This is a genomic window from Brevibacillus sp. HB2.2, assembly GCF_013284275.1.
Taxonomy (GTDB): domain Bacteria; phylum Bacillota; class Bacilli; order Brevibacillales; family Brevibacillaceae; genus Brevibacillus; species Brevibacillus brevis_D.
In genome coordinates this window covers 1-23,853 of record NZ_JABSUV010000017.1, presented here as the reverse complement: position 1 = coordinate 23,853, position 23,853 = coordinate 1, and the positions used below count along the sequence as shown (strand labels likewise).

Here is a 23,853-nt window from a genome sequence, read left to right as displayed (position 1 = left end):
TACGAGAGAAGCTCTCCCAGAACGGGAGGGCTTTTGTTTATGAATCAACAAGTATAGCAGAAGCGATAAAACGTTCATAATTTAGCGATTGAACAAATGATTTTCTTCCCTTTATAATGTCCACAAAGGTTGAAACTTCAAAAAAATGAAAAAATAAAGTTTATACTTCAAAATCGAATGGAGGGTCTAAGAATGAAGGTGATTATTGGTGGGATTGCGCATGAAACGAACACGTTTTCCAATGTGCCCACGACGCTTGAGATGTTCCAAAGCTATGAGTGGGATTATCACGAAACGATTGTGAATCGCAATCGGGGCGTTCGCAACTTTCCAGGAGGGATGGTGGATCGCGCCGAAGAGCTGGGCATCGAGCTTTTGCCGACCTTTCTCACCTTTACGTATCCAGCGGGGACGATTTTGCGAGAAGCGTATGACCGGATTAAAAAGGAGCTTCTTGACACGATTGCTGCGACAGAAGGTGCAGATGCCATTTGTCTGGGGCTTCACGGAGCGGGGGTTGTAGAAGGAATGGATGATTTGGAGGGCGACATTCTGGCGTCAGTGCGTCAGTTGGTCGGTTATGACATTCCCTTAATTGTTACGCTCGATCTCCATGCAAACATGACACAAAAAATGGTGGATGAGGCCGATGCGCTCCTGGGTGTTCATCTTTACCCCCATGTGGATTGCTATGAACGCGGTATTGAAGCGATCGATCTGGCGCATAAGATGGTTACGGAAGGGATCAAGCCAACCATGCATTTGACCCGACTGCCGCTACTGATTCCGACATCTGCTACTCATCATTCCCCGGCACGCGAAATAAACGAAGCCTGCTGGGCGTGGGAGAAGGAAGAAGGCGTCATCGACTGTGCATTCTTCCACGGTTTTCCGTACACGGACATTCCTGAGCTGGGCGTCTCCGTTTTGAGCGTGACGAATAACGATCAGGAGCTCGCCAAAAAGGTGAGCGAGGATGTCGCCTGTCTGATTTGGGAAAAGCGGGATGAATTCGAGCTGAACATGCCCACTCCTGCCGAGGGAATTGCGATGGCACTGGAAACGGAAGGCATGCCCATCGTAATCAATGAGACTTCAGATAATCCAGGCGGAGGCACACCCGGAGACGGAACGCATTTGCTGCGGGCGATGCTGGAAGCCAAGTTGACAAATGCATGCTTTGGATTTATTTACGATCCCGAAGTGGTCCAGATTGCCCACCAGGCTGGAGTAGGCGCTACCGTACAGCTATCACTGGGTGGAAAGACAGACTACCTGCATGGAGAACCACTTGAAGTAACAGCCTACGTCAAAGCTTTGACAGATGGAAAATTCATTGCGACGACGCCGATGGGGCAAGGGGGACATGAGAATTTTGGCAAGTCCGTTCGCTTGCAAATCGACGGGGTTGACGTCCTGGTTTGCTCCGTGAAATCGCAAGTGCTGGATGAGCAAATTTTTCTGTTGCACGGAATGGACGTGACCAAATACAAGATCGTGGCCTTGAAATCAAGCACACATTTCCGAGCATCCTTCGAACCGATCAGCGCACGCGTCATTACCGTCGATTCGCCGGGACTGACGACGCTCAACTTCCGCTTCTTCAAATACGAGCGCGCCATTCGCCCGATTTACCCGTTAGACCCAGCCACAGAGTGGAACCTACATCAATTGACAAGGAAGTAGATGATCATGGAATCCGTACAGGAGCGCATCCGCAAGCATTATCCGGAATTGACCAACCAACAAAAACTCGCAGCCAAATACATTCTCGCCGAGCCGAAGTCCGTTGCACTGCAACCAGCCAAAGTTGTCGGGGCATTGAGCGGCACAAGCGAGACGACAATCATCCGACTATCCTACGCTCTCGCCTACTCCGGGTACAGCGAACTGCAAAGTGAGATTCGCAGCTCCTTATTGGAAAAAGTCCCAAAAGCTGATGCCATCCACAGTTTTCGTACAGCGGCAGTGGAGATGAAGGGAAAACAAGACCTGATTTCTTATAACATGGAGCAGGATGTTGCGTATATTCGGCAAACGTTAGGGGAATTGCAAAAGAACCATCTTTTGCAAGCGGTTTCAAGTATTATGGCAGCCAAACATATACTCGTTGTAGGGTTTCGCAGCTCCTATGCTCCAGCCCACTGGCTCGCCTTTACACTGAATGTCGTCAGAGGAAACGCGCATCTGTACAATGGGCCAGTTGATGACGTCAACTATTTGTTGACCCAGATCAATCAGGATTGGCTCGTGATCGCACTCTCCTTCCCCCGCTATACGAGTGAAACGATCCTGTTTGCAAAAGCGGCCAAAGAGAGAGGCGCCAAAATCATCGGGATTACAGACGATGAGCTATCTCCGATTGGACCAGTAGCTCATCAAATTTTAAAAGTCAGCGCACCTGCTCCTACTGCCTTAAAAGGAATGACGGCGATCTTTTCCATGCTGAATATTTTGATCAGTGGTGTGGTTCAGGCAGATGGAGAACAGGTACAACAAAGACTGAAAGAATACGAAGAGACAAGTCGACAAATATACCCGTTTGCGGAAGGGACAGAAGTGTAGCGGCAATTGATAAGGGGGATGGACATGAAGATTCACAGGTGGAAGCAAGGGGCCTTGAGTGTATTTGTAGCAACGGCGTTGATTGCAGGCTGTTCCTCACAGCCGACCAATCAAGCGGGGAATGACACGTCGGCCAAAGGGAACACATTAGTCATCGCTTCCTTGACGGACCCAGACTCGCTTGATATGCACAAAACGAGCTGGCTGAGCATGGAAAACAGTCTAATATACGAGCCTCTGTTAACCCGTGATGCAACAGGCAAACTTCAACCGCGTTTGGCAGAGAAGTACGAAATCTCGCAGGACGGCAAGGTTTGGACATTTATCCTCCGCAAAGATGTCCGCTATCACTCTGGCGATCCAATGACGGCAGCATCTGTAAAAGATTCCTTTGACCGTTTGCTCACCATATCGCCTGTGAAGGGGCTTGCAGGTCCGATTGAAAAAGTGGAAGCAACAGACGAACATACGCTCAAGGTGCATTTTAGCCAGCCGTTTGCCCCGTTTGTTAACGTCATTGTCGGTGGATTAGTCTCGCCTCTTGACGCCAAAAAGGCAAAAGAATTAGGGGATGGCTTCGCAGATAACCCATCTGCAACGGGGCCGATCATTTATGACAAACGCGAGCGGGGGGCTTCGCTCACCTACAAGAAAAATCCCGATTATAACTGGGGACCGGAGTACGCTGCCAACAAAGGTCCTCTGCAATTCGACAGCATGATGTTCCGGTTTATGAAAGACGACGATACGCGCCTGATGGAATTCAAAAAGGGTACGGTCCATGTGTTGTATGATGCGCCGCCGAACTCGGTTGCGGAGCTTGAGACACTGCCCGGAGTCAAGATTGAGAAAGTGATGGACATTGGAAACAAATACATCGCATTGAACAATAAGCACCCGTTGTTTTCAGATGTCCGTCTGCGCAAAGCAGTAGCCCTCTCCGTAGATCGCGATCCACTTGTTCAGGTAGCGTTGAACGGCTTCGGCAAGCCGGTCTATGGTCCTTTGGCACCCACGATTTATGGCTACAGTGAAGCGATTGAAAGCAAGGCAAAGCAGTTGTATACGAGAGATTTAGGCAAAGCGAAGCAGTTGCTAGCAGAAGCAGGCTGGACGGACAGTAATGGGGATGGCATCGTAGATAAGGACGGAAAACCGTTGTCGGTAGAAATGCTCGTCTCTCAAGAGCCAGCATTTCAGCGAGCGGTGCAGATATTGCAGAGCCAGCTGAAAGAAGCAGGGATTGATATGAAAATTAGCGTGCAAGAAATGACAACCATCAAAGAGCGCATTTCGAAAAAGTCGTATGATATGGCTTTGATGTACTACGGCTGGTTTGATGCGGATATCTTGTACCTCATCTTTGAAAAGAGCAATTCAACAAGCCGTACTCATTACAACAACCCTGAATTGGATGTTTTACTGAACAAAGGACGTTTGGAAATGAATGAGCAGGCGCGTCTCAAGATTTACGAAGATGCACAGGAGATTTTGGTGAATGACATGCCGTGGGTTCCGTTATGGGTGAGCGAGACGGTGATAGCGACACGTGGTGTCAAAGGCTTTACGGTCAATCCGTACACGCAAAACATTACGTTGCATGATGTCACGCTTGAAAAATAGACAACGGAGGTGAAGGAATGCGCCGATATGTAATAAAAAGATTACTTTCCCTGGTGGGTACACTGCTTGGCGTATCCGTCCTGATCTTCTTGATGGTACACCTCATTCCGGGCGATCCCGCAACACAAATACTCGGACAGTTTGCAACACCAGAGGCCATCAGTCAAATGAGAGCGAAGCTTGGTCTTGATCAACCACTGTGGCAGCAATACATGCGGTTTGTCGGAAACCTGTTCACTGGCGATTTGGGAACATCGTTATTCACTGGTGAAAAGGTATGGGATCAGATCATGAACCGTTTCCCGATCACCATGCAGCTTGCCATCCTTAGTGTAATCATTGCCGCAATATTCGGCATTTTGTTAGGCACGATTGCTGCCGTCAAGCAAAACACCATCATCGATCGGCTTGTGGTGCTTACCTCCTTACTCGGTATTTCGGCACCCGGCTTCTGGATTGCCTTGTTTCTCATCTGGATTTTTGCTTACAAGCTGGCCTTGTTTCCGATTTCCGGCTACGAGGGGATTCACTCCCTGCTTCTGCCAGCGATCACCTTGGGTATGGCGGAAGCGGGGATGATCGCCCGTATGACCCGCTCCAGCATGCTGGAAGTCATCAAGCAGGATTACATGCGGACAGCCGAGGCCAAGGGGGCGGCGCTTTTCCGAGTCATTTTGAGCCACGGCCTGCCGAATGCCATTATTCCTGTTGTCACGATGTTAGGTTTGCAGTTCGGTGCGCTCATGGCTGGAGCTGTGGTGGTGGAAACGGTGTTTTCTCTGCAAGGGATCGGCAGCCTGGCGATTGAGGCGATCAGTAAACGGGATATGCCGACCATACAAGGCATGGTGTTTTTCATGGCGTTGATTTTTGCCTTAACCAATTTGATCGTGGATCTCATTTACAGCCGGATTGATCCGCGTATCCATTTCGACTAAGGAAGGAGCCGATGAATGGTGAACAGTAATCGTCCGGAGTCGTATTGGGGAGGGATGGGCAAACGGCTGAAACGCAATAAGACAGCAATGGCGGGTGTAGTCATCCTGATCGTCTTTACACTTGGATCGCTTCTTGCTCCAGTCGTTGCCCCTCATCCTGTCGAACAAATGAACTTTAACAGCCGATTAAGCGCTCCGAGTCTGACGCATCTTCTCGGAACGGATGATTTCGGCAGAGATATTTTTTCCCGTCTGTTGCACGGGGGGAGAATTTCCTTGCTGATGGGTTTGATAACGGTTGTACTTTCTACCTTGATAGGTGTAACGCTCGGTATTATCGCTGGCTATTATCGTCGTGTGGATCTGTTTATCATGCAGGGCATGGATATTCTCATGTCACTTCCTGCCCTGCTTCTGGCGATCGCTGTCATTGCGGTCTTGGGCCCTGGATTAACGAATGCCATGATCGCGGTAGTCATTGCCGTTATTCCGTCCTATGTTCGGGTAGTTCGCTCTGCGGTCTTATCCATAAGGGAGAAAGAGTACATTGAGGCTGTTCGCGCTCTGGGAATCAGGGACTGGCAGATTTTGCTGAAACATGTTTTACCCAATATTCTCTCCCCAATCATTGTGCTTTCCACCATTCAATTCGGTGTGAGTATTTTGGCTGCAGCGGCCTTGAGCTTTCTCGGGCTGGGTGCGCAACCGCCGATGCCTGAGTGGGGAGCCATGGTTTTTGTCGGCAAAGCATTCTTGAGTCAAGCCTGGTGGATGTCCATTTTCCCTGGATTGGCCATCATGCTGGTTGTCCTTGGCTTCAATCTGTTAGGTGACGGATTACGGGATGCATTCGACCCGAAAACGAGGTAATGGATGAAGGGGGGCACGAGCTGATGAAAGAGGTACTTTTGGAAGTAAAGGATTTACGCTTACAGTTTAAGACGGATAAGGGTGAGCTGCCAGCGCTACAAGGCATTTCTTTTCAACTGAAAAAAGGGGAGACGGTAGCGTTGGTAGGCGAGTCTGGCTGCGGAAAAAGCGTGACGTCCTTGGCGATTATGGGACTCTTGTCCCGGGCGAACGCACAGATGGAGGGAAGCATTCGATTTCGTGATATCTTATTGAATCAGTTGAGTACTGGTGAACTTCGCAACATTCGCGGAAAAGATATCGCGATGATTTTTCAGGAGCCGATGACGTCGCTCAATCCGGTCCATACGATTGGCCGACAGCTAGAAGAAGTGTATCAACTCCATACCGATTTATCGAAAAAAGAACGCCAAGCAAAAGCGATTGAAATGCTCAAAAAAGTGGGCGTGCCGAGGGCAGAAGACATCATGCGGGACTATCCCCATCAGCTTTCGGGTGGGATGAAGCAGCGTGTCATGATTGCGATGGCGATGGCTTGCAACCCGGATTTATTGATCGCAGACGAGCCGACGACCGCACTGGACGTGACCATTCAAGCGCAAATTTTGGAACTGATGAACGATTTGAAGGAGAACGATCATACCTCTCTGCTACTCATTACGCATGACCTGGGTGTCGTGGCTGAAATGGCTGATCGTGTACTTGTGATGTACTACGGGGAGATCGTAGAGGAAGCTGACGTTGCCAGTCTGTTTTCGCATCCAAAGCATCCGTATACGATTGGACTTTTACGCTGCATACCCGATCTGGATGAGGAGGAGAAGCTTCGCCTCGATCCGATTGAAGGCAGTGTCCCGCTACTGGGTGAGGTGACACAAGGGTGTGCATTCCGCTTCCGCTGCTCACAGGCCGAGGAGCGATGTTACAAAGAAAAACCGCCGCTGATGGCAACGGGCACAGGCACACAGGCTGTTCGATGCTGGCTGTACGAGAACAAGGAGATGGCGGTATGAGGGATATCTTGTTATCAGTAAACGATTTAAAGACGTATTTTCCAATTAGCAAAGGACTATTTCGCAATCGCGACGAAGTGATTAAGGCAGTCGATGGGGTTTCTTTCCAGTTACGAAAAGGAGAAACGCTTGGGCTGGTAGGAGAGAGCGGTTGTGGCAAGTCAACGACTGGTCGCAGCATCATGCGACTCATTGAGCCTACGAGTGGAACGATTGAATTTGAAGGACAAAACATTACGGAGATGTCGGCTGCACGTTTTCGTCCACTCCGAAAGCGAATGCAAATCGTGTTTCAGGATCCGTATGCATCATTAAATCCACGGATGACCGTGCAAGGGGCTTTGGAGGAAGCGTTAGGTGTCAGAGATCCGCAGATGTCGGCGAAAGAAAGGCGCGATCAAGTAAAAGAACTGCTTCAGATGGTGGGTCTGAATGCTCAATACGCTACACGCTTTCCCCATGAGTTTAGCGGAGGGCAGCGGCAGCGGATCGGGATCGCTCGCGCATTGGCGGTGGAACCTTCATTAATCGTGGCCGATGAGCCGGTTTCAGCACTTGACGTGTCCATTCAGGCGCAGATCGTGAATCTTTTGCAGGATTTGCAGCAGCGTCTAGGCTTGAGCTATTTGTTTATTTCGCACGATCTAGGTGTCGTTCGCCACATCAGCGACCGAATTGCAGTGATGTATCTTGGACGAATTGTCGAAATCGCCAGCAAAAAGGATTTGTTTTTGCGCCCGTTACACCCGTATACAGAAGCGCTCATGTCAGCGGTTCCCAAAGCCAATCCGTTTCGGAAAAAGGAGCGAATCGTTCTTTCCGGGGATGTTCCCTCTCCGGCGAATGTTCCCGTTGGGTGTGCGTTCCACACCAGGTGCTCATATGCTACGGAAATTTGCCGCACAGTGCGTCCTGTCGCTACATTAGCTTCGCCGCAACATTATGTCGCATGTCATTTATATGGAATAGAAGGGATGAAGTACATTGAAAATCGAACGAATTGAATTGCAGCAACTACACATGCCACTTCGTTTCCGTTTTGAAACGAGCTTTGGATATACGACCATCAAGGAGCTCATCTTGGTCAGTGTATATGGAGAGGGAGAGGTAGGGCACGCGGAAAGTGTGGCGATGTCAGCCCCTTATTATAGTGAAGAAACGACAGGGACAGCATGGCACATGATGGAAAAGTTTATGATACCGAAGCTGTTTTCGAGTGAGATCGAGACCCCTGAGGATGTGGATCGGTTGTTTGCCCCGATTCGCCGCAACAACATGGCGAAGGCGGCTTTAGAAGGCGCAATCTGGGATCTATACAGCAAGCAGAAAGGAATCTCTCTTGCCAAAGCATTAGGAGGCGAGAAAGCTGTTATCGATGTAGGGATCAGCATCGGTATTGAACCGACTGTTGATCAAGTTTTGGCAAAAGTAGAGCGCCATCTCAGTGAGGGCTACAAGAAGATCAAGGTAAAGATCAAGCCAGGCTTTGACGTAGAGGTGATTCGAGCGATCCGCGAACGCTTTGGCGAGGGTGTCCCGTTGATGGCAGATGCGAACTCCGCTTACACAATGGAGCATTTGGATGTGATGAAGGAGCTGGATCAATATGGGCTGATGATGATCGAACAGCCACTCGCCCATGACGACATTATTGATCATGCCAAGCTGCAAAGGGAGCTGTCCACACCAATCTGCCTCGATGAAAGTATTCACAATGTGGATGATGCCAGAAAAGCGATAGAGCTAGGCAGCTGCGGCATTATTAATATCAAGGTGGGGAGGGTCGGCGGATTAACAGAGTCCAAGCGCATTCACGACTTGTGTCAGGCACACGACATTCCGGTGTGGTGCGGAGGCATGATTGAGTCGGGGGTTGGCCGCGCACACAACATTGCGATTACTTCTTTGCCGAATTTTACGATCCCAGGTGATACAGCCGCCTCCAGCCGTTACTGGGAGGAAGATATCGTAGAGAATGGTGTAGAGCTGATGGCTCCCGGTCAATTGGCAGTTCCAGATAGCCCGGGCATCGGTTATACCCTGAACCAAAAGGCGATCGGCAACTATGTGATTCGCACGGAAAATTTCCGACCTTAAACCAAAGCTTAACGAAAAAGGGGAGAAGGAACATGGCGGATTGGGTACAGTCGTTTGAGGAATACGCGCAAAAGCTGCTTGCAGAGGCAAAAGTAACAGGAACAGCAGTTGGATTGGCAGAGCAAGGAGTGCTAAGGTATTTCCATGGCTTCGGTTTGGCAGACGACACAGAAGATGCAAACGCATTAACCCCTGATACGGTGTTTGGCATCGGTTCCGTGACCAAGTCCTTTACATGTGTCGCCATCATGCAGCTTCAAGACGCAGGAAAGCTATCTGTTCATGATCCGGTCATCAAGTATCTCCCTGAGCTCCGTACGCCTAATGAAGCTTATACCCGGGAGATCACGATCCAGCATCTGATGACACATACCGCAGGCTTTCCTCCTTTGGATACATTAGCGGGTGCAATGAAAAGAAGCATTGTGGAGGGAGGGGATGACCTGTCCTCTAGCTCCAGTCTTGCTTTTGATCTCGAGAAAGTGGAAGAGATCAATACAAAAGATGAATTCATGGCCTATATTGGCAAGCTAAATTACGAGTTTTTAGGTGCGCCTGGAACGGAATTTAGCTACTCCAACGACAGTTACGCCATGCTCGGACTGATTATTGAACGAGTGAGCGGGATATCTTACGAGCAGTTTGTGCAGGATCATATTTTGGAGCCTGCGGGGATGAAGAACAGTGCCTTTCTCGTCGAAGATTTGCCTGAGGAAGCTGAGGTCGCTACGCTATTCACGCGGAAAAGCCCAAAGGATGGCGGTGAGGTATACCGTTCCCCTTCATGGTGGGATTCACCATCGATGCGTGCGGCTGGTTTTCTGAAATCGACCATTCACGATCTATTGCGCTATACGGAAATATTTAGAACGGGTGGATTGGTGGGCGAGAATCGCTTGCTCTCATCGGAGAGTGTGCAGGACTTGACGGCGCCTCATGTCTCCATTTCGCCGTTTCAAGCATACGGCTATGGATTGTTTGTAGCCAATTGCCATGATGGAACACTCATTGAGCACGGTGGGGCGATCAAGGGGGTTGCGGCACAAATTTTTGTTTTACCGGAGCGGGGGCTGACAGGAGCCGTACTGATGAACACAGATGGCGGGCCAATGGCCGATTTGATGCATGGCATTTTAAACGCAACCAATGGACGCTCTCCGGATACAGTACCGTTCGAATATTCGGATTATGAAATTTCTGTAGATGCACTCGCTGCATTTACGGGGGAGTATCGCTCATCTGAAGGGGCTATTGTATCGGTAGAAATTGAAGAGAACCAGCTGGTAGCCAAGAGTAATGGAGCGAATATTCCACTTCGTTCAGTAGGAGAAGACAGCTTCGTCATGAAGCGGGGAGAAACGGATATGTTTATCCACTTCGTCCGTAATGAGGCAGGGGTAGTTACCCGGATGGGCTTTGGCGCTCGTCAGCTGATAAAGGTCCTTGTCGAAAAAGAACAAACCGTATAAATAGCAAAACGCGTACCTGCAAGAGCTCATGCTTGCGTGGTGCGCGTTCTTTTTATTTATAGGAAAGGCGTCACGAAGAAAGGGTGACAGGAAGCTGCTGCTCCTCTACCATAGGTCGCTTCCAGTTCGGATGTTGCTCCATGTTCCGGAACGAGCGGAAAAAGAACAGGCTAAGGCTGATACTTACAAAGATGATACCGCCAAAGAATAAAAGAAGCCCCGGTGTTGTGATGTGTTTGGCGAGAAGAAAGGAGCACAGTGCATAGCTGACTGGACCGAAGCCAACGGACATCAAGGAAAGCAATGACATGACACGACCGAGCATGTTGGCAGGGACGATACTTTGAATGTAGGTGATAAACGGAATATTCGTCATACTGAGCGCCATCCCGATGAGAAAATGAGAGACAAGTCCAAAGGAAAGCTCCTCAATGAAATAATACGAGCTGATTCCAACTCCCATACATCCGAGAATGACAGGGAGTAACATAAATTTTCCACGGAATCCTTTACACAATGCAGTCAAAATACCGCCGACAATCATGCCCACTCCAAGTGAGGTACTGAGTGAACTAAAAGCACTACCGTCCCATCCGAGGTCATTTACATGAATGGGAATGATCATGTTAACTGGGCCGGAGAACATCATGTTGGTGAACAGTGATGTTGTTAAAATAAGAGCGAGGATCGGGATTGAATACGTAAAACGAATACCTCCCAAGATATCCTTGAAATAGGAACTTGCCCTTGACTCTGATGTCGTGTCTTTGGAGTATGCGTGTGAATGGAGAGAGAGTATAAAGAGTGTTCCTACGAAGAAGGTGCATGCCAAGATCAAAAACATGATCGGATAACGAACGGTTCCAATTAATAAGGCAGTAACTACCGGTCCGGCAACCATGCTAATCTGATGGCATAGTTCCATTAAGCTGTTAGCTGGCGAAAGTTGTTCTCGAGAGACAAGTGAGGGCAGAATCGAGCTGCGTGCTGGCCAAAAAAATGCATCGACTGTCCCGAATAAAGCCGCCATGACGTACAGGCTCACTGGGAACCAGTCGCTATTTCCTTGAAGCATAAGCAAACTGAAGCAGGCTAAAATAATTCCCCTCACCAAAAGGGAGGAAAACATAATCCATTTTCGATTCAAACGATCAGCAGCCACCCCGCCCGCCAGCATAAAGAGGAGACGGGGGATGGACAAACAAATCAAAGTCGTGCCGAGGATTGCTCCTGAGCCCATGGCATTCACGATATACCAGTTGAGCAGGATGAAGAAAGCTCCGTCAGCCATTGCCGAAAATAAAGTGCCGCACCATAATCGCACAAACGATCCATTTTTCCAAAGGGAATTATTTGTCGCCAGAGTGCTCATCTCCATTTCCCTCCTTCTTTTTCTTCACGACAATCTTATTGAATTCAGACGGTTGGTGCTCATAGTTATCTGGCAAGGAATCGTCTTCTGCGACGTAGTAACGTTCATTTGTCATGAACCCGACCGTGACCATGAAAAAGTTTTCAACTGTATCCTCCGCTTCTCCAGCAGCTATCCGCTCTAAGTAACGATCTTCCATTTCGGATAGCTCCTCAAGTAAGGCCTTATATTTAGTGAGCCAAGCAAATATTTCTTTTCGAGGTGCTCTCAATTCGGAGCTAACTGCAATTGCAGGAGGACGATCCTCTTGATCCGAAAAGAGCATGAATGACTCGTCTGGTGCGTTATACAGGCGATTTATACCGGAGCGCAGGTGATTTATCATCGTTTCCTGCAAAAGGATACTGTCTTCGCGCAGGGAGGGTAGCAAATCATCACTAACCTTGAAGTCGTAAGCAACTGCCCGATAAAACTTTTGCACGATCCCGTTCTTTTCTTCTGTACGCACGACCTCAACGAAGCCATGGCTTTCCAATTCCTTCAGGTGATAATGCACTTTAGAGGGAGAAAGGGAGAGAAGGGTAGCAAGCTGCTTGCCTGTGTATTCCTCCTTGACCAGCATCGTGATGATCTGTAGGCGCAAGGAATCGCTGACAGCTTTTAATTGATCCAAAGTTTCCACAACTACGTATCGTTTCAAGTCGATCAACCTCGTTTCGCTGAACGTGAATGTTTTGTTATTTTTAGACGTTCAGTTTTATTTGAACGTATTGTAACAACAAAACGATCCATTTCGCAAGATGGATTTGCGCATATTTTTCGACAAGTGCTACAATATTGAAAACGGTGAGAGGGTGCATTCCTGTGGCGATCTTACAACATCCCGTCTTTCGCCGTTTGTATACGGCCCACGTTGTACACATCATCGGAAATGAATTTACATTTATTGCGGTCGTTGGACTTTTACATGATTTAAGTGGATCGGGTCTTTCCTTTGCGGCAGGTACTGTGTTTCGTATGCTCCCTTATGTATTTGCCAGCTTTTTCGCGGGGACGCTAGTGGAGAGTTGGGATAAACGGCGAGTCATGATTGTCGTCAATCTGCTTCGCGGCATTCTCGTCAGCTTGTTTTTCTTCATCACATCTGCGACCTACTTATGGGTGGCTTTTTTGTTATTGATCCTGGTCAATATTTGCAGTGCTTTTTTCCAACCAGCCATGCAAGTAGCGATCGTACAATCCGTGGAGGAAAAGGACAGGTTAGCTGCCAATTCTCTTTTGCAAGGGACGACCTCGTTTCTCATTATCGTTTGTCAGGGTATAGCAGCAGTTCTGGTTTACTTGTTCTCCTACCGTTACAACTTTTTGCTCGATGCCGCCTGTTATTTGTTGTCGCTGTTCATCTTGTTGGCGCTCCCGCATATCGCCAATTCTGTTGATTCGAAAGCGGCTGTACCTTTTATGGAAAGGCTAAAAGAGGGCTTCCGTTATATCGGTAAGCATCGGGAAATTGGCAGTGTAATCGGCTATCAGATGGCGGAACGGGTATGTGGCGCCTATTACATTATGTTGATGTACTATGTTCTTACGGAGCGGGGAGAGGGCTTGTATGTATTCGGACTCCTGGATATTCCGTTGGGACTCGGAGGTGTGATCGCTGGGATTGCCGTGAATAAGCTGTCTGACAGCCTGAGCGAGAAAGCAACGTGGCGTGTCCAAGGTTGGGCACTCGTAGCGATGGGATGCTCGATTATCGCCGTGTTTCATGCAAAACCACTACTTGGACTGGCAATCGCCATCCTCTTTGCATCAACGGCTCAGTTTAGTTCATCGATATTGTCTGTGACGAAGCTGCAACGTCTGTCTGATCCTGCTTATCTGGCTCGCGTTTTTTCCATACGGGAAATGGCGACTATGGGAAGCTTTTCTGCGAGCTGCTTGATTCTCGGATTCAGTGCGGAGCAGTTCGGTAGTGCCGCTGTCTCCGTGTGGCTTGGCTTCTTTGGGGTTGCAGCAGGATTTCTGTGGCTTTGGAGCCGTCGTAAGCTACAAAAAGATAGCAGTCGTACAGTAATGATGTAGGAGAGATTCCTCTGCTTATTTGGAGCAGAGGTTCTTTATGATACAAAACGAAACTTTTAGATTTAATAAATATAATTGTTGAAAAAGTATGAATCTGACTATACAATGAATGGAAATATAGAGAAAAAGGAAGATGCAGCATGAAAGAATTATGGCAACAGCGTTCATTTCGCTGGTATTGGCTGGGGATGTTCTTGTCTAGTCTAGGGGATCAGTTTGGCTGGATGGGCTTGACGTGGTTTGTCATGAAGAAAACAGGCTCACCTGCGGCGATGGGTGGGGTCGTTCTTGCGTATATGCTTCCTGCTGTTTTTGCTGGTTTAGTAGCGGGAGTTTTGCTGGATCGATTTGATCGCCGCAAGCTCATCATGATGGACAATATCGCGCGAGGATTTATTTTTATAGCGTTGGTCGCATTATTGCAGGTCGATCAAGTTCCACTATTTGTGATATACGTGCTGATTGTGATTGCCGGAATCCTTTCTCCGTTGAGCACAGCTGGGGCGCAGACATTGTTGCCGAGAATCGTCTCGGACAAAAATCAATTGGTCAAAGCAAATGGCGTGATGGAAACGCAATGGCAAATTGTGTATATGTTTGGACCGGCACTCGCCGGAGTTTTAATCGGGTTGATTGGGGAAGCTTATGTTCTATTGATTGATGCGGCTAGCTTTTTTGTATGTGCCTTCTGCTTCTCAAGGCTGCCTCGTGAGCTTACGAAAAGTGCGAATCCTACAACAATTGTAAAAGGTCAAATGGGAGTGTTCTTTCGTTCTCTCTGGAGTGACATGCGAACAGGGTATCGCTACATATTTGGACGCAAGCAATTGATCATTCTTGTTTTCTTTACGTTTTTGTTTAACATGTCGTATGGCCCCATTGAAATTGCATTACCCCTGTATGCGAATCAGGATTTGGCAGGGGGATCTGTTGCATTAGGGATGCTTTGGTCTTCTTTGGCAATCGGGGCATTACTAGGCTCTCTCTTTTTCTCGACGGTTACGTGGAAACTTCCGTTGGGATCGACGCTAGCAGGAATTATCGTGGCGTGGGGATTGACGACATTGCCAATCGCTTTATTCTCGCGGTTGGAGATCGCAATGGCTTCGATGGTTGTGGCGGGCTTTTGCTTTGCTCCCTATAACATCATGTATAGAAGCTACCTGCAAAAACAGGTGCCCGATGCTCTCTTGGGGCGGGTATTAACCAGCGTTCGAACGATTACGGGGACGGGAATGCCGGCGGGAGCGGCTGTCTCTGGCGTCCTCATACCCTTCCTGGGCGTTCAAGGGATCATTGGAGCCGGAGCAGCCGTATGTATCATTTTCGGTCTTCTTGCATTCGGGGCATTGAAAAACTTGGAGGATTCCTCATCACTTCCTATTGAGGAGAGGTGAGACGAGGTGTTTTAGCCACTGAGGTAATAAAAAGTAGATACGGGAGAGCGCATGTAGACGAAATGGCATGGCAACCTCCGGACGTTTTGCTTCCGCCGCTCGATAAATGGCTCTTGCCGTTTGTTCTGGTGTCAATAAATACCGACTTACTTTGCTGCGATAGCTACCTGTTTTGTCTGCCTTATCCAAAAAAGGTGTGTCAATCGGGCCTGGCATCGCACACGTCACAGCAATTCCAGTGCCTTGCAGCTCATGACGCAATCCTTCACTAAAACGGATGACGGCTGCTTTGCTGGCAGCGTATACCGCAGCTTTGGCTGTAGCGACCTGTCCGGCAAGTGAGGCAACCGTGATAATATGCCCTTGCTTTTGCTGAAGCATCATCGGCAAAAAGGCACGGGTCGTGTAGAGAACACCGGAAATATTCGTTCGCAGTGTTTCTTCCAGCTCCTCCACGCGCATTTCGATGAGTGATTCAAAGACGGCCATCCCGGCATTGTTGTAAAGAAAATCGCATCGTTCGAAGCGGATGTGCACCCATGCAGCGAACTGCCGAATGTCTTCGTTGCTGCTGACGTCTAACGGGTAATGATGGAGTCGATCCGGATAATCTTTTTGTAACGAAACGAGTTCCTGGGTAATCGTTTTCCGGCTAGTGGCAATGACACAATCTCCTTTTTCCAAATGAAGTCGTGTCAAAGCTAGACCAAGGCCACCAGAAGCTCCGGTGATGACGACAATACGGGTAATCGACATGTCATCCACTTCTTTCTTGTGTAGAGTATTGGTTTCCACTGTGAATGGCAAAGTATAAGCCCCTGAGTTGTTGTGAAGGCTAGCCTCTAGGGGGTGAATGCACATGCCAGCAGTAAAATGTTCTGTAGCAAACTGTGAGTACTGGGCGAAGGGCAATCTTTGCAGCGCCGAAGAGATCATGGTAGAGATTGACGCACACGCCACCGTAAACCTGAAAGAAGAATTCGCAGGCGAGTACGGTCAAAACACGCAGCATCAGGATAAGGCTAAGACATCGTCTGAGACCTGTTGTCTGACGTTCAAGCCGAAGACATCCGAAAAGAAATAACGCTTCGGCGCAAAAAGGACGTATCCCTTTAAGGTGATACGTCTTTTTGCTATTCAACCTATACGCTTGTCTTAGCTGGAAAAAGCTCGTTGACTTTTTGGGCAACCTCTTCCCAAGAAGTGACTCGATGGACGAGCGGAGGTAAGGCAGCTTGGTTATATGGAGTGTCAAACAAGAACACGGGAATTTGCAGCGCCTCTGACAATTGCAAAGCGTTCTCCAGACGATCCTCCAAAAATAGGTCCACGCCCCACTTGCGGGCAGCTGACAGCTTGTCGTGGCTCCCAATCAAATCCACTTCATGATGAGGGATATTGTAGCGAGCAAACCATTGTAACGTCACATCGCGGTGACGATCCTCACGAGCACTTATATATACCAGCTTGTGGGAGGTAAACCAATCGCGCAAAACCTGATCGGCTATTCCGTGAACAGGCGCACCATCATATAGGCGCTCCCCATTTTGATCCAGCCACATTTCAAACTCTGCGTCCGTGATTTGATACACGTTGGCTAAATTGTATTCCACACAATCTTCATATCGTAAATCTCTTCCAAAGCTCTCATTCATCAACGGAACAATACTGCTGGGTGATGTGACTGTACCGTCAATATCAATGCCAATGGTTAGGATTTTGTCTGGTTTCATTCTCTCGCCTCCCGTTTAAATTGTACAACGTAGGCAGACAATAAGGCTACTTCCTTCACTTAATTAATCCTTTACCAAAAAAGGGGCTGAGCATGCTATGTTGGATCGACACGAACGTAATGATGCGAAGCGGAAGGAAGACACCGGTTTTTCCGAGACGGTTGATCAGCACGACAGGGAGTTTGCAGCGAATACCTGGACACAGGCCGTCTTTGACGAAGAGGAAGATCGGTCGAGGCGCAGGGTTCACTATGACCCTCACTCCTTGACAGAGCGCTATACAGGCGAGCTGGATGAGGAGCGAAAAGACTTTTCGGAGCGTTTGGATGGCGTTGTTTTGACAAAGGAGGACCGTTCACCGGTTGCCAAAGTCAGAGATGACGACATCGAGGCGGCGGCGGAAATCGCCGAGCCGTTTCCGACGAGTCGTGCTGCCAGTGAGATCGACACAGACGAGGAAAACCGGGGAAATCGGGCCAGCGGTATCGGGATGACTGGCTTGGGCTTATCGATCCTGTCCTTGTTTTTCATGCCGTACTTGGTGGCTCCAATTGGTATGGTGCTTGGCTATCTGGCGTATCGACGCAACTCGAAGACGCTGGGAGTCTGGGCGATGATCGTAGGTGCTGTTGCCATTTTGGGCGCATTAGTCATCTACCCGTATTATACGGCTCGCTAAAAGCATCAAACCAAAACCCTCTCCGGTTCGTTTAGCTGGAGAGGGTTTTTTATGTTATTTGTACAAAGAGGAAACAAAAGGCGTAATGGCTGCGATCACGGCGTCACAAAACACATCGGAACGACGCACGCGATTATCTGTTAAAAGGGAATAGGCGCCGCCGCGATGATTACTGCCGACGGTTTTCCCCCATTCATCTATGATGGTACTGAGCTCAATTTGTTCCTGCTGGATTCGGTGAACAGCTTGATTCGGGATAGGAAAAGCCAAACCCTTTCCAATAAATAGCTCACTTCCATTCCAGGCTGCACAGATGGAAATCAAATACCACTGTTTTGTAAACCGCTCATCGTACATAAGTCCGCCTTCCAAGCCTAGCCCGATGTCTGCTTCCGGGGCTTGACTACGTGCAGCTTTTGCCCGATTGATCGCTCCTGTTATCGTTTCTTCTTCACTCATCGGTTGAGCCGCTACGCCAGAGGGGACGGATATGCAGAAAGGTTCCGTTCCCGTTGCTTTTTGTACAGCGAGGCGTTTTGCTTCATTTTTCGTTCCGAGTGCATAGCGGAAAATATGAAAATCCAATGCTTGTTCCACCTCTTCCCATCATCGATGCTAGTGGTAGTATACCACCTTTTGATTCGACCGCGATTCTCTGGGGTGTGATAAGATAATAGGCATAGAAAAGAGTCAGACCTAGCATACGAAAGAGAAAGAGGAGTGGACGATGAAATTTACAAAGCTGCATGGCTTGGGGAATGATTACGTTTACGTCAACTGTTTTGAGGAAGACTTATCACGTGTAGATTTACCCGAATTGGCACGAAGAGTGAGTGATCGGAATTTTGGCATTGGGGGCGATGGACTGATCCTCATTATGCCATCTGAGCGAGCAGATTTTCGCATGCGGGTCTTTAACAATGATGGCAGCGAAGCAAAAAATTGCGGAAACGGCTTGCGCTGTGTGAGTAAGTACGTATACGATCACGGTTTGACGGAGCAAACAACGTTTACCGTGGAGACATTGGGAGGGACCGTCACTCCTGTCGTATCGCTAGGAGCAGATGGTAAGGTCGATCAAGTAACAATCGATATGGGAGAGCCTCGTTTTGAGCGAGCAGCAATTCCGATGACAGGCATTCCAGAAGAGCAAGTAAAAGAAGAGGGAATCGAAGTCGGTGGAACGGCGTTTACGATGACGGCTGTTTCGATGGGGAATCCTCATGCCATCCTTTTTGTGGATGAAGTGAAGGAAGAAGATGTTCGTCACTACGGGCCAATGATCGAGTATCACGAGTGGTTTCCTGAGCGAACCAACGTCGAATTTATCCAAATATTGAATCACGAGGAAATTCTTTTCCGGGTATGGGAGAGGGGATCAGGTGTAACGCTTGCCTGCGGGACGGGAGCTTGCGCTGCTGCAGTAGCTGCCCACTTGAGTGGAAAGACAGGAAGAAAAGTCACGGTCCACCTGGCAGGAGGCGATCTCTTTATTGAATGGAAGGAAGCGGATAATCGCGTCTATATGACGGGTCCGGCTACTGAAGTTTTTTCTGGCGAGTATGTAGGGGAGATTCCGTTTAAATAGAAGCAAGCCAAAACCGTTCCGTCGAACTGACAGGAGCGGTTTTTTTACAAAAAATAGCGTGGTCACGGCGAATCCTTCATGCCGTCACCACGCTATCGAATTCGAATAAGTGTCACGCGTTGTACACCTCATTTAGGTATGCGACATCCGTGCGGTCGTACTGAGGGATATTTTTGTTCATCTTCGCCAGTTCCGCTTGCAGTCTTTTCAATTCGGCTTCCATCTTCTTGATTTCTTCTTGCATAGCTTGTGCTGTCATGGTGGTTCTCTCCTTAGTTGTTGTTTTTTATCTAAATTTATTGACTATTCTAACGAAAGGCCAAACCAATGTAAATAGCCTATATCTGGATGTAAGCGCTTTATCCGTGAATAGTCTGTGAACGGTTGTTCAGATTGTCTGATTTGGCCTTTTGAGAGCAATGCACTCGGGGAAAAATAAGGTCGAGAAGTGTAATACTTTGTATGTTCTTTACGAAAAGTCATGTTATGATGAAGCGTAGTATTCGGGCATCTTGCCCTTAGGAAGGTGTGTACTGGTGATTTATTTGGACAACAGTGCGACTACCCGGCCTCATCCTCAAGTGATTGAAACCGTTAGACGCGCGATGGAAAGCTACTATGGAAACCCGTCTTCTTTGCATCAAAAAGGAGTAGAGGCGGAAAATGTACTGAAGCAGGCGCGAAAGGTTGCCGCTCAGTACTTGGGCTGTAAAGAAAGTGAAGTTATTTTTACTTCAGGTGGTACGGAGAGCAATAATACGGCGATCAAGGGTGTAGCCTTTCAATATCAAAACAGAGGGAAACATATTATTACAACGCAGATCGAGCATCCGGCTGTTTACGATGTTTGTAAACAGTTGGAAGGTCTGGGTTTTGCTGTGACATATCTGCCGGTAGATCGTGAAGGTCGCGTATCGGTAGAAGCTGTTCAGAAAGCAATGCGTCCGGATACGATTCTCGTTTCGGTCATGCATGTGAACAACGAGCTGGGAACCATTCAACCGATCCTAGAAATCGGACAATGGTTGAAGCAATTCCCGAAAGTCCTGTTTCACGTCGATGCTGTCCAGGGAATTGGGAAAGTTCCTTTGCGCATCAAGGATTCAGGGATCGATCTGCTGAGCGTCTCTGCGCACAAGTTTTACGGGCCCAGAGGAGTTGGCATTTTGTATAAACGGGAAGGCTTGATTATTCACCCGTTGATGATGGGTGGCGGTCAAGAAGGGGGAGTTCGCTCAGGAACGGAAAACCTCCCAGCCATCGCTGGTATGGCAAAAGCAATCCGGATTCTAGAAGAACTGGGCAGCGTCGAGATGATCAGGCTGCAAAAATTGAATCAACAGCTTCGTGAGGGGATTGCAACGATGGAAGGTTGCGTCGTGAATACCCCGGAATCGAATACGGCTCCTCATATTATGAACTTGTCAGTACCAGGAGTAAAAGCAGAAGTCCTGTTGCATGCTTTGGAGGAAAAAGGTTTTCTGATATCCACCAGGTCGGCCTGTTCATCCAAAGTCAATGAGCCGAGCAGAGTTCTGACTGCGATTGGCATCGAGCGGGATTGCGCGTTGTCATCTCTGCGGATCAGTCTGGGTCGGGAAAATACAGCGGACGACATTCAGCAGTTTTTGAAGGCGTTAGAGGAATGCGTTAGTGTGCTTCGGACTTATATCAAACAACAACCTGCCCCCGCTCATAGAAAATAGTGTGGACAACTAAAAGGAGATAATCATGAACTACGATGTTATTTTAATTCGTTATGGTGAGTTGGCGCTTAAAGGGAAAAACCGCGATCAATTCGAAGAGGCCCTTGTAAAAAGCGTGAGAAACGTACTGCGCTCGTTTTTTAAAGTAAAAGTTCGACGCAATTACGGCCGGATGTACGTGGAGCTACACGGCGAGGACGCTTACGCGGTTATGGAGCGTTTGAAGCGCGTTTTTGGGATTTCTTCCTTTAGTCCGACGATCCAGGTAGATCCTGATATTGAAACGATCAAGGAAAAAGCGCTGGAGTTGGTTCGTCAATTGAATCCACAGCCACGTACGTTCCGTGTGGTTTCCCGTCGTGCGGATAAACGCTATCCGATTCAATCGATGGAGGTCAATCGAATGGTGGCAACGCACATCCTGCGTGCTCTGCCAGCTATCAGCGTAGACTTGCACGAGCCAGATACCATCGTGAATGTAGAAATTCGCACAGAGGGTACTTACATTAGCTGTGAAACCATCAAGGGACTAGGTGGCTTGCCAGTTGGGGTGAGCGGAAAAGTTCTGTTGCTTCTATCTGGGGGTATCGACAGTCCTGTAGCGGGTTGGATGATGCTGAAGCGTGGTGTGACACTTGAAGCGATCCACTTCCACAGCTATCCGTTTACGAGCGAGCGCGCTTTGCAAAAAGTACGTGACCTGGCTCATAAGCTGACGAAATGGGGAGGAACTGTCCGTCTCCACGTTGTACCGTTTACCGAGATTCAGACCGCCATTCGTGAAAAATGTCCAGAAGACTATTTGATCACCATCATGCGTCGCTTCATGATGCGCATTTCGGAGCGTGTTGCGGAAAATACGAATGCCAAGGCACTCGCAACAGGAGAAAGCCTCGGTCAAGTTGCATCGCAAACCTTGGAAAGCATGGACACGATCAACAAGGTGATTTCAATTCCGATCCTTCGACCACTCGTCGCGATGGACAAGGTAGATATCGTGGACATTTCTCGTCAAATCGATACGTACGAGCTTTCTATTTTGCCGTATGAAGACTGCTGCACGGTGTTTACACCGAAAAATCCTGTAACGCGACCGAAGCCTCGCCTCGCTGCAAAATTTGAGGAAGTGCTGGATGTAGAAGCGTTAGTGGAGGATGCTGTAGCGCGAACTGAAATCGAAGAGATTACAACGAAGCCAAAAGAAACGACAACCGACCTGTTTTAACTATAGGTATAGAGAAACTCGCGACACGGGGGAGAAGGAATTATGATAATCCGTTATGAGCGAAATGGTAAGGTGAAGCATGGCTGGATGGTGGAAGAGGATCACAAAGTACGCGTGATTGAAGGGGACATTTACAAAATCCATACGGCAAAGCCGATCATGACGGGCCTTGAGCTACCTTTGGATGAGGTCACGTTAAAGGCGCCAAGTGATCCAAGCAAGGTTGTATGCATCGGATTGAATTACCGGGACCATGCGGCTGAGATGGGGATTGACCTGCCAAAAGAACCGTTGATGTTTTTGAAGCCGTCAACAACTGTCATTGGACCTGGTGAGCCTATCGTTTATCCAAAGCTGACGCAGAACCTTCATTATGAAGGCGAACTCGCCGTGGTGATTAAGAAAGAGGCCAAGAAGATCCAGGCTGCGGATGCAGACGATTATATTTTGGGATTTACTTGTGCGATTGATGTGACCGCGCGCGATCTGCAGATGAGCGATGGGCAATGGACTCGGGCAAAAGGCTTTGATACATTTTGTCCGCTTGGACCTGCTATTGCAGCCAAACTGGATTATCATCATTTGCGTATCGTGACACGAGTAAACGGGGAAGTTCGTCAGGATGCTTGCACAGATCAATTGATTTTTTCGATTCCGCAGCTGATCGAGGCTGTATCTGCGGTCATGACGCTTCGCCCCGGCGATGTTATTTTAACCGGGACGCCATCTGGTGTAGGTGAGCTTGTTCCAGGTGATGAAATTTCGGTAACCATTGAAGGAATCGGAACCTTAACGACTCATGTAGTGGCTGAGGAGTAGTCATACATTCTTTGATAAGATCGACCAAGCCCCCTGCTTGTTTGAAGTGGGGGCTTGGTTTTTTTATTTATTCTTCTTCGTTCGGATCATCATGAATGGGGTGCGCGGATGGGTCTTGTCTAGGAAGGTCTTGATGCATTAGCCTTGTTTCATAAGTGAATCGAGTGGTGGTGGAATGCTGTCCGGGCTCCCAGCCTGTTGCTTTCCCTAAGCGAGCTTCGTTCGTGGCAGCTCCAAATGGCCCCTCAGGGAATTCTTCCTGAAGGATTTCATTGCGTTGTGACTCTACAGTAGATAATTCACTGTAATGATCGTTTTCGTATTCTTCATAGGTTGGTTTTGGATCCATAGTAACACCGCCGTTTAATTGTTGGATACTTCACGGGTACGCAGCTAAAGCGCCAAGCGTTTATAGTGTGAAATAAAAAGAGAATCGCTATTCGTTTTTCCTGTTGACTCCGTGACTCGTTTCATTTATATTTAAATTCTGCTCGAAACAATCAATGCAAATAAAAAATCATCAATAAAAAAGTGAGAGAAACACTTGACTTATACCTGGTGATTTTGTTATATTAGATCTTGTCGCTGCTGAACGAAGCGAAATGGTTTAAAAAACCTCTTGCAAAAACAGTTGCGATATGATAAGATAGAAAAGTCGTCTTCGGACGAATTGCACA

24 protein-coding genes are annotated in these 23,853 nt (G+C 48.3%); 17 read left to right on the top strand and 7 right to left on the bottom strand.

From position 1 onward, the window contains the following. Positions 1-192: 192 nt before the first annotated feature. Genes HP401_RS14230 through HP401_RS14190 form a run of 9 tightly spaced genes read left to right on the top strand, consistent with a single transcriptional unit; the run spans position 193 to position 10,575 of the window. A complete protein-coding gene (locus HP401_RS14230) occupies positions 193-1,686 on the top strand; it encodes a M81 family metallopeptidase (protein WP_173605458.1) in 1,494 nt (497 codons plus the stop codon). Further along, positions 1,687-2,565 (top strand): MurR/RpiR family transcriptional regulator, encoded by an 879-nt coding sequence (locus tag HP401_RS14225; RefSeq protein WP_173605457.1) that lies wholly within the window; start codon positions 1,687-1,689, stop codon positions 2,563-2,565. It begins immediately after the preceding gene. Positions 2,566-2,589: 24 nt separating this feature from the next. Next, complete coding sequence (locus HP401_RS14220) at positions 2,590-4,188, top strand: ABC transporter substrate-binding protein (RefSeq protein WP_173605456.1); 1,599 nt, start codon at positions 2,590-2,592, stop codon at positions 4,186-4,188. A 17-nt stretch (positions 4,189-4,205) separates the two neighbouring features. Then, positions 4,206-5,126: an ABC transporter permease gene (locus HP401_RS14215; RefSeq protein WP_015892379.1), complete on the top strand. Its 921-nt coding sequence runs from the start codon at positions 4,206-4,208 to the stop codon at positions 5,124-5,126. A 15-nt stretch (positions 5,127-5,141) separates the two neighbouring features. Then, positions 5,142-5,996: an ABC transporter permease gene (locus HP401_RS14210; RefSeq protein WP_016742129.1), complete on the top strand. Its 855-nt coding sequence runs from the start codon at positions 5,142-5,144 to the stop codon at positions 5,994-5,996. Between the two features lie 23 nt (positions 5,997-6,019). Beyond that, complete coding sequence (locus HP401_RS14205) at positions 6,020-7,009, top strand: ABC transporter ATP-binding protein (protein WP_015892377.1); 990 nt, start codon at positions 6,020-6,022, stop codon at positions 7,007-7,009. Further along, a complete protein-coding gene (locus HP401_RS14200) occupies positions 7,006-8,013 on the top strand; it encodes an ABC transporter ATP-binding protein (protein WP_173605455.1) in 1,008 nt (335 codons plus the stop codon). The genes HP401_RS14205 and HP401_RS14200 overlap by 4 nt, the downstream gene beginning before the upstream one ends. Next, positions 7,994-9,106, top strand: a complete 1,113-nt coding sequence (gene menC, locus HP401_RS14195; RefSeq protein ID WP_064202199.1) for an o-succinylbenzoate synthase — start codon at positions 7,994-7,996, stop codon at positions 9,104-9,106. The genes HP401_RS14200 and menC overlap by 20 nt, the downstream gene beginning before the upstream one ends. Positions 9,107-9,138: 32 nt before the next feature. Further along, positions 9,139-10,575, top strand: coding sequence for a serine hydrolase domain-containing protein (locus HP401_RS14190; RefSeq protein WP_173605454.1), 1,437 nt, complete (start codon positions 9,139-9,141; stop codon positions 10,573-10,575). Between the two features lie 70 nt (positions 10,576-10,645). On the opposite strand, the gene HP401_RS14185 is transcribed toward HP401_RS14190, so the two are convergent. Further along, entirely contained in the window at positions 10,646-11,953 is a 1,308-nt protein-coding gene (locus HP401_RS14185) for an MFS transporter (RefSeq protein WP_173605453.1), read from the bottom strand. Further along, complete coding sequence (locus HP401_RS14180; protein ID WP_173605452.1) at positions 11,925-12,647, bottom strand: transcriptional regulator; 723 nt, start codon at positions 12,645-12,647, stop codon at positions 11,925-11,927. The genes HP401_RS14185 and HP401_RS14180 overlap by 29 nt, the downstream gene beginning before the upstream one ends. Before the next feature lie 164 nt (positions 12,648-12,811). Here HP401_RS14180 and HP401_RS14175 point away from each other — a divergent pair, with 164 nt between their 5' ends. Both HP401_RS14175 and HP401_RS14170 read left to right on the top strand, forming a co-directional pair. Continuing rightward, a complete protein-coding gene (locus HP401_RS14175) occupies positions 12,812-14,029 on the top strand; it encodes an MFS transporter (RefSeq protein WP_173605451.1) in 1,218 nt (405 codons plus the stop codon). Between the two features lie 140 nt (positions 14,030-14,169). After that, the gene (locus HP401_RS14170; RefSeq protein ID WP_173605450.1) at positions 14,170-15,426 is read left to right on the top strand and encodes an MFS transporter; all 1,257 of its coding nucleotides are present in this window, start codon (positions 14,170-14,172) and stop codon (positions 15,424-15,426) included. Here HP401_RS14170 and HP401_RS14165 read toward each other — a convergent pair. Further along, positions 15,403-16,233 (bottom strand): SDR family NAD(P)-dependent oxidoreductase, encoded by an 831-nt coding sequence (locus HP401_RS14165; protein ID WP_082910075.1) that lies wholly within the window; start codon positions 16,231-16,233, stop codon positions 15,403-15,405. The two genes, HP401_RS14170 and HP401_RS14165, sit on opposite strands and share 24 nt — an antisense overlap. A gap of 52 nt (positions 16,234-16,285) precedes the next feature. Between HP401_RS14165 and HP401_RS14160 the strand changes: the two genes are divergently transcribed. Beyond that, positions 16,286-16,510 carry a DUF1540 domain-containing protein gene (locus tag HP401_RS14160; protein ID WP_015892368.1) on the top strand — a complete coding sequence of 75 codons (225 nt, stop codon included), beginning with the start codon at positions 16,286-16,288 and terminating at the stop codon, positions 16,508-16,510. A 58-nt stretch (positions 16,511-16,568) separates the two neighbouring features. Here the strand turns inward: HP401_RS14160 and HP401_RS14155 are convergent, their stop codons facing one another. Beyond that, positions 16,569-17,159, bottom strand: a complete 591-nt coding sequence (locus HP401_RS14155) for a 5' nucleotidase, NT5C type (protein ID WP_016742140.1) — start codon at positions 17,157-17,159, stop codon at positions 16,569-16,571. 97 nt (positions 17,160-17,256) lie between these two features. Here HP401_RS14155 and HP401_RS14150 point away from each other — a divergent pair, with 97 nt between their 5' ends. Then, positions 17,257-17,838 carry a DUF1700 domain-containing protein gene (locus tag HP401_RS14150; RefSeq protein ID WP_015892366.1) on the top strand — a complete coding sequence of 194 codons (582 nt, stop codon included), beginning with the start codon at positions 17,257-17,259 and terminating at the stop codon, positions 17,836-17,838. A 54-nt stretch (positions 17,839-17,892) separates the two neighbouring features. Here HP401_RS14150 and HP401_RS14145 read toward each other — a convergent pair whose 3' ends face one another. After that, entirely contained in the window at positions 17,893-18,423 is a 531-nt protein-coding gene (locus HP401_RS14145) for a DUF84 family protein (protein WP_217366087.1), read from the bottom strand. Between the two features lie 142 nt (positions 18,424-18,565). Between HP401_RS14145 and dapF the strand changes: the two genes are divergently transcribed. Further along, positions 18,566-19,426, top strand: a complete 861-nt coding sequence (gene dapF / locus HP401_RS14140) for a diaminopimelate epimerase (RefSeq protein WP_142499000.1) — start codon at positions 18,566-18,568, stop codon at positions 19,424-19,426. Positions 19,427-19,538: 112 nt separating this feature from the next. Here dapF and HP401_RS14135 read toward each other — a convergent pair whose 3' ends face one another. Then, on the bottom strand, positions 19,539-19,685 hold the full coding sequence (locus tag HP401_RS14135) for a hypothetical protein (RefSeq protein ID WP_015892363.1): 147 nt from the start codon (positions 19,683-19,685) through the stop codon (positions 19,539-19,541). A gap of 277 nt (positions 19,686-19,962) precedes the next feature. On the opposite strand from HP401_RS14135, the gene HP401_RS14130 reads away from it, so the two are divergent. From HP401_RS14130 to HP401_RS14120, 3 genes are read left to right on the top strand one after another with little or no spacing between them, the layout of a single operon-like run. After that, positions 19,963-21,132: a cysteine desulfurase family protein gene (locus HP401_RS14130; protein ID WP_173605448.1), complete on the top strand. Its 1,170-nt coding sequence runs from the start codon at positions 19,963-19,965 to the stop codon at positions 21,130-21,132. 25 nt (positions 21,133-21,157) lie between these two features. Beyond that, positions 21,158-22,357 carry a tRNA uracil 4-sulfurtransferase ThiI gene (gene thiI / locus HP401_RS14125; RefSeq protein WP_015892361.1) on the top strand — a complete coding sequence of 400 codons (1,200 nt, stop codon included), beginning with the start codon at positions 21,158-21,160 and terminating at the stop codon, positions 22,355-22,357. Between the two features lie 42 nt (positions 22,358-22,399). Beyond that, the gene (locus HP401_RS14120; RefSeq protein WP_015892360.1) at positions 22,400-23,176 is read left to right on the top strand and encodes a fumarylacetoacetate hydrolase family protein; all 777 of its coding nucleotides are present in this window, start codon (positions 22,400-22,402) and stop codon (positions 23,174-23,176) included. Positions 23,177-23,243: 67 nt separating this feature from the next. On the opposite strand, the gene HP401_RS14115 is transcribed toward HP401_RS14120, so the two are convergent. Beyond that, entirely contained in the window at positions 23,244-23,525 is a 282-nt protein-coding gene (locus HP401_RS14115; protein WP_015892359.1) for a hypothetical protein, read from the bottom strand. Positions 23,526-23,853 lie beyond the last annotated feature (328 nt).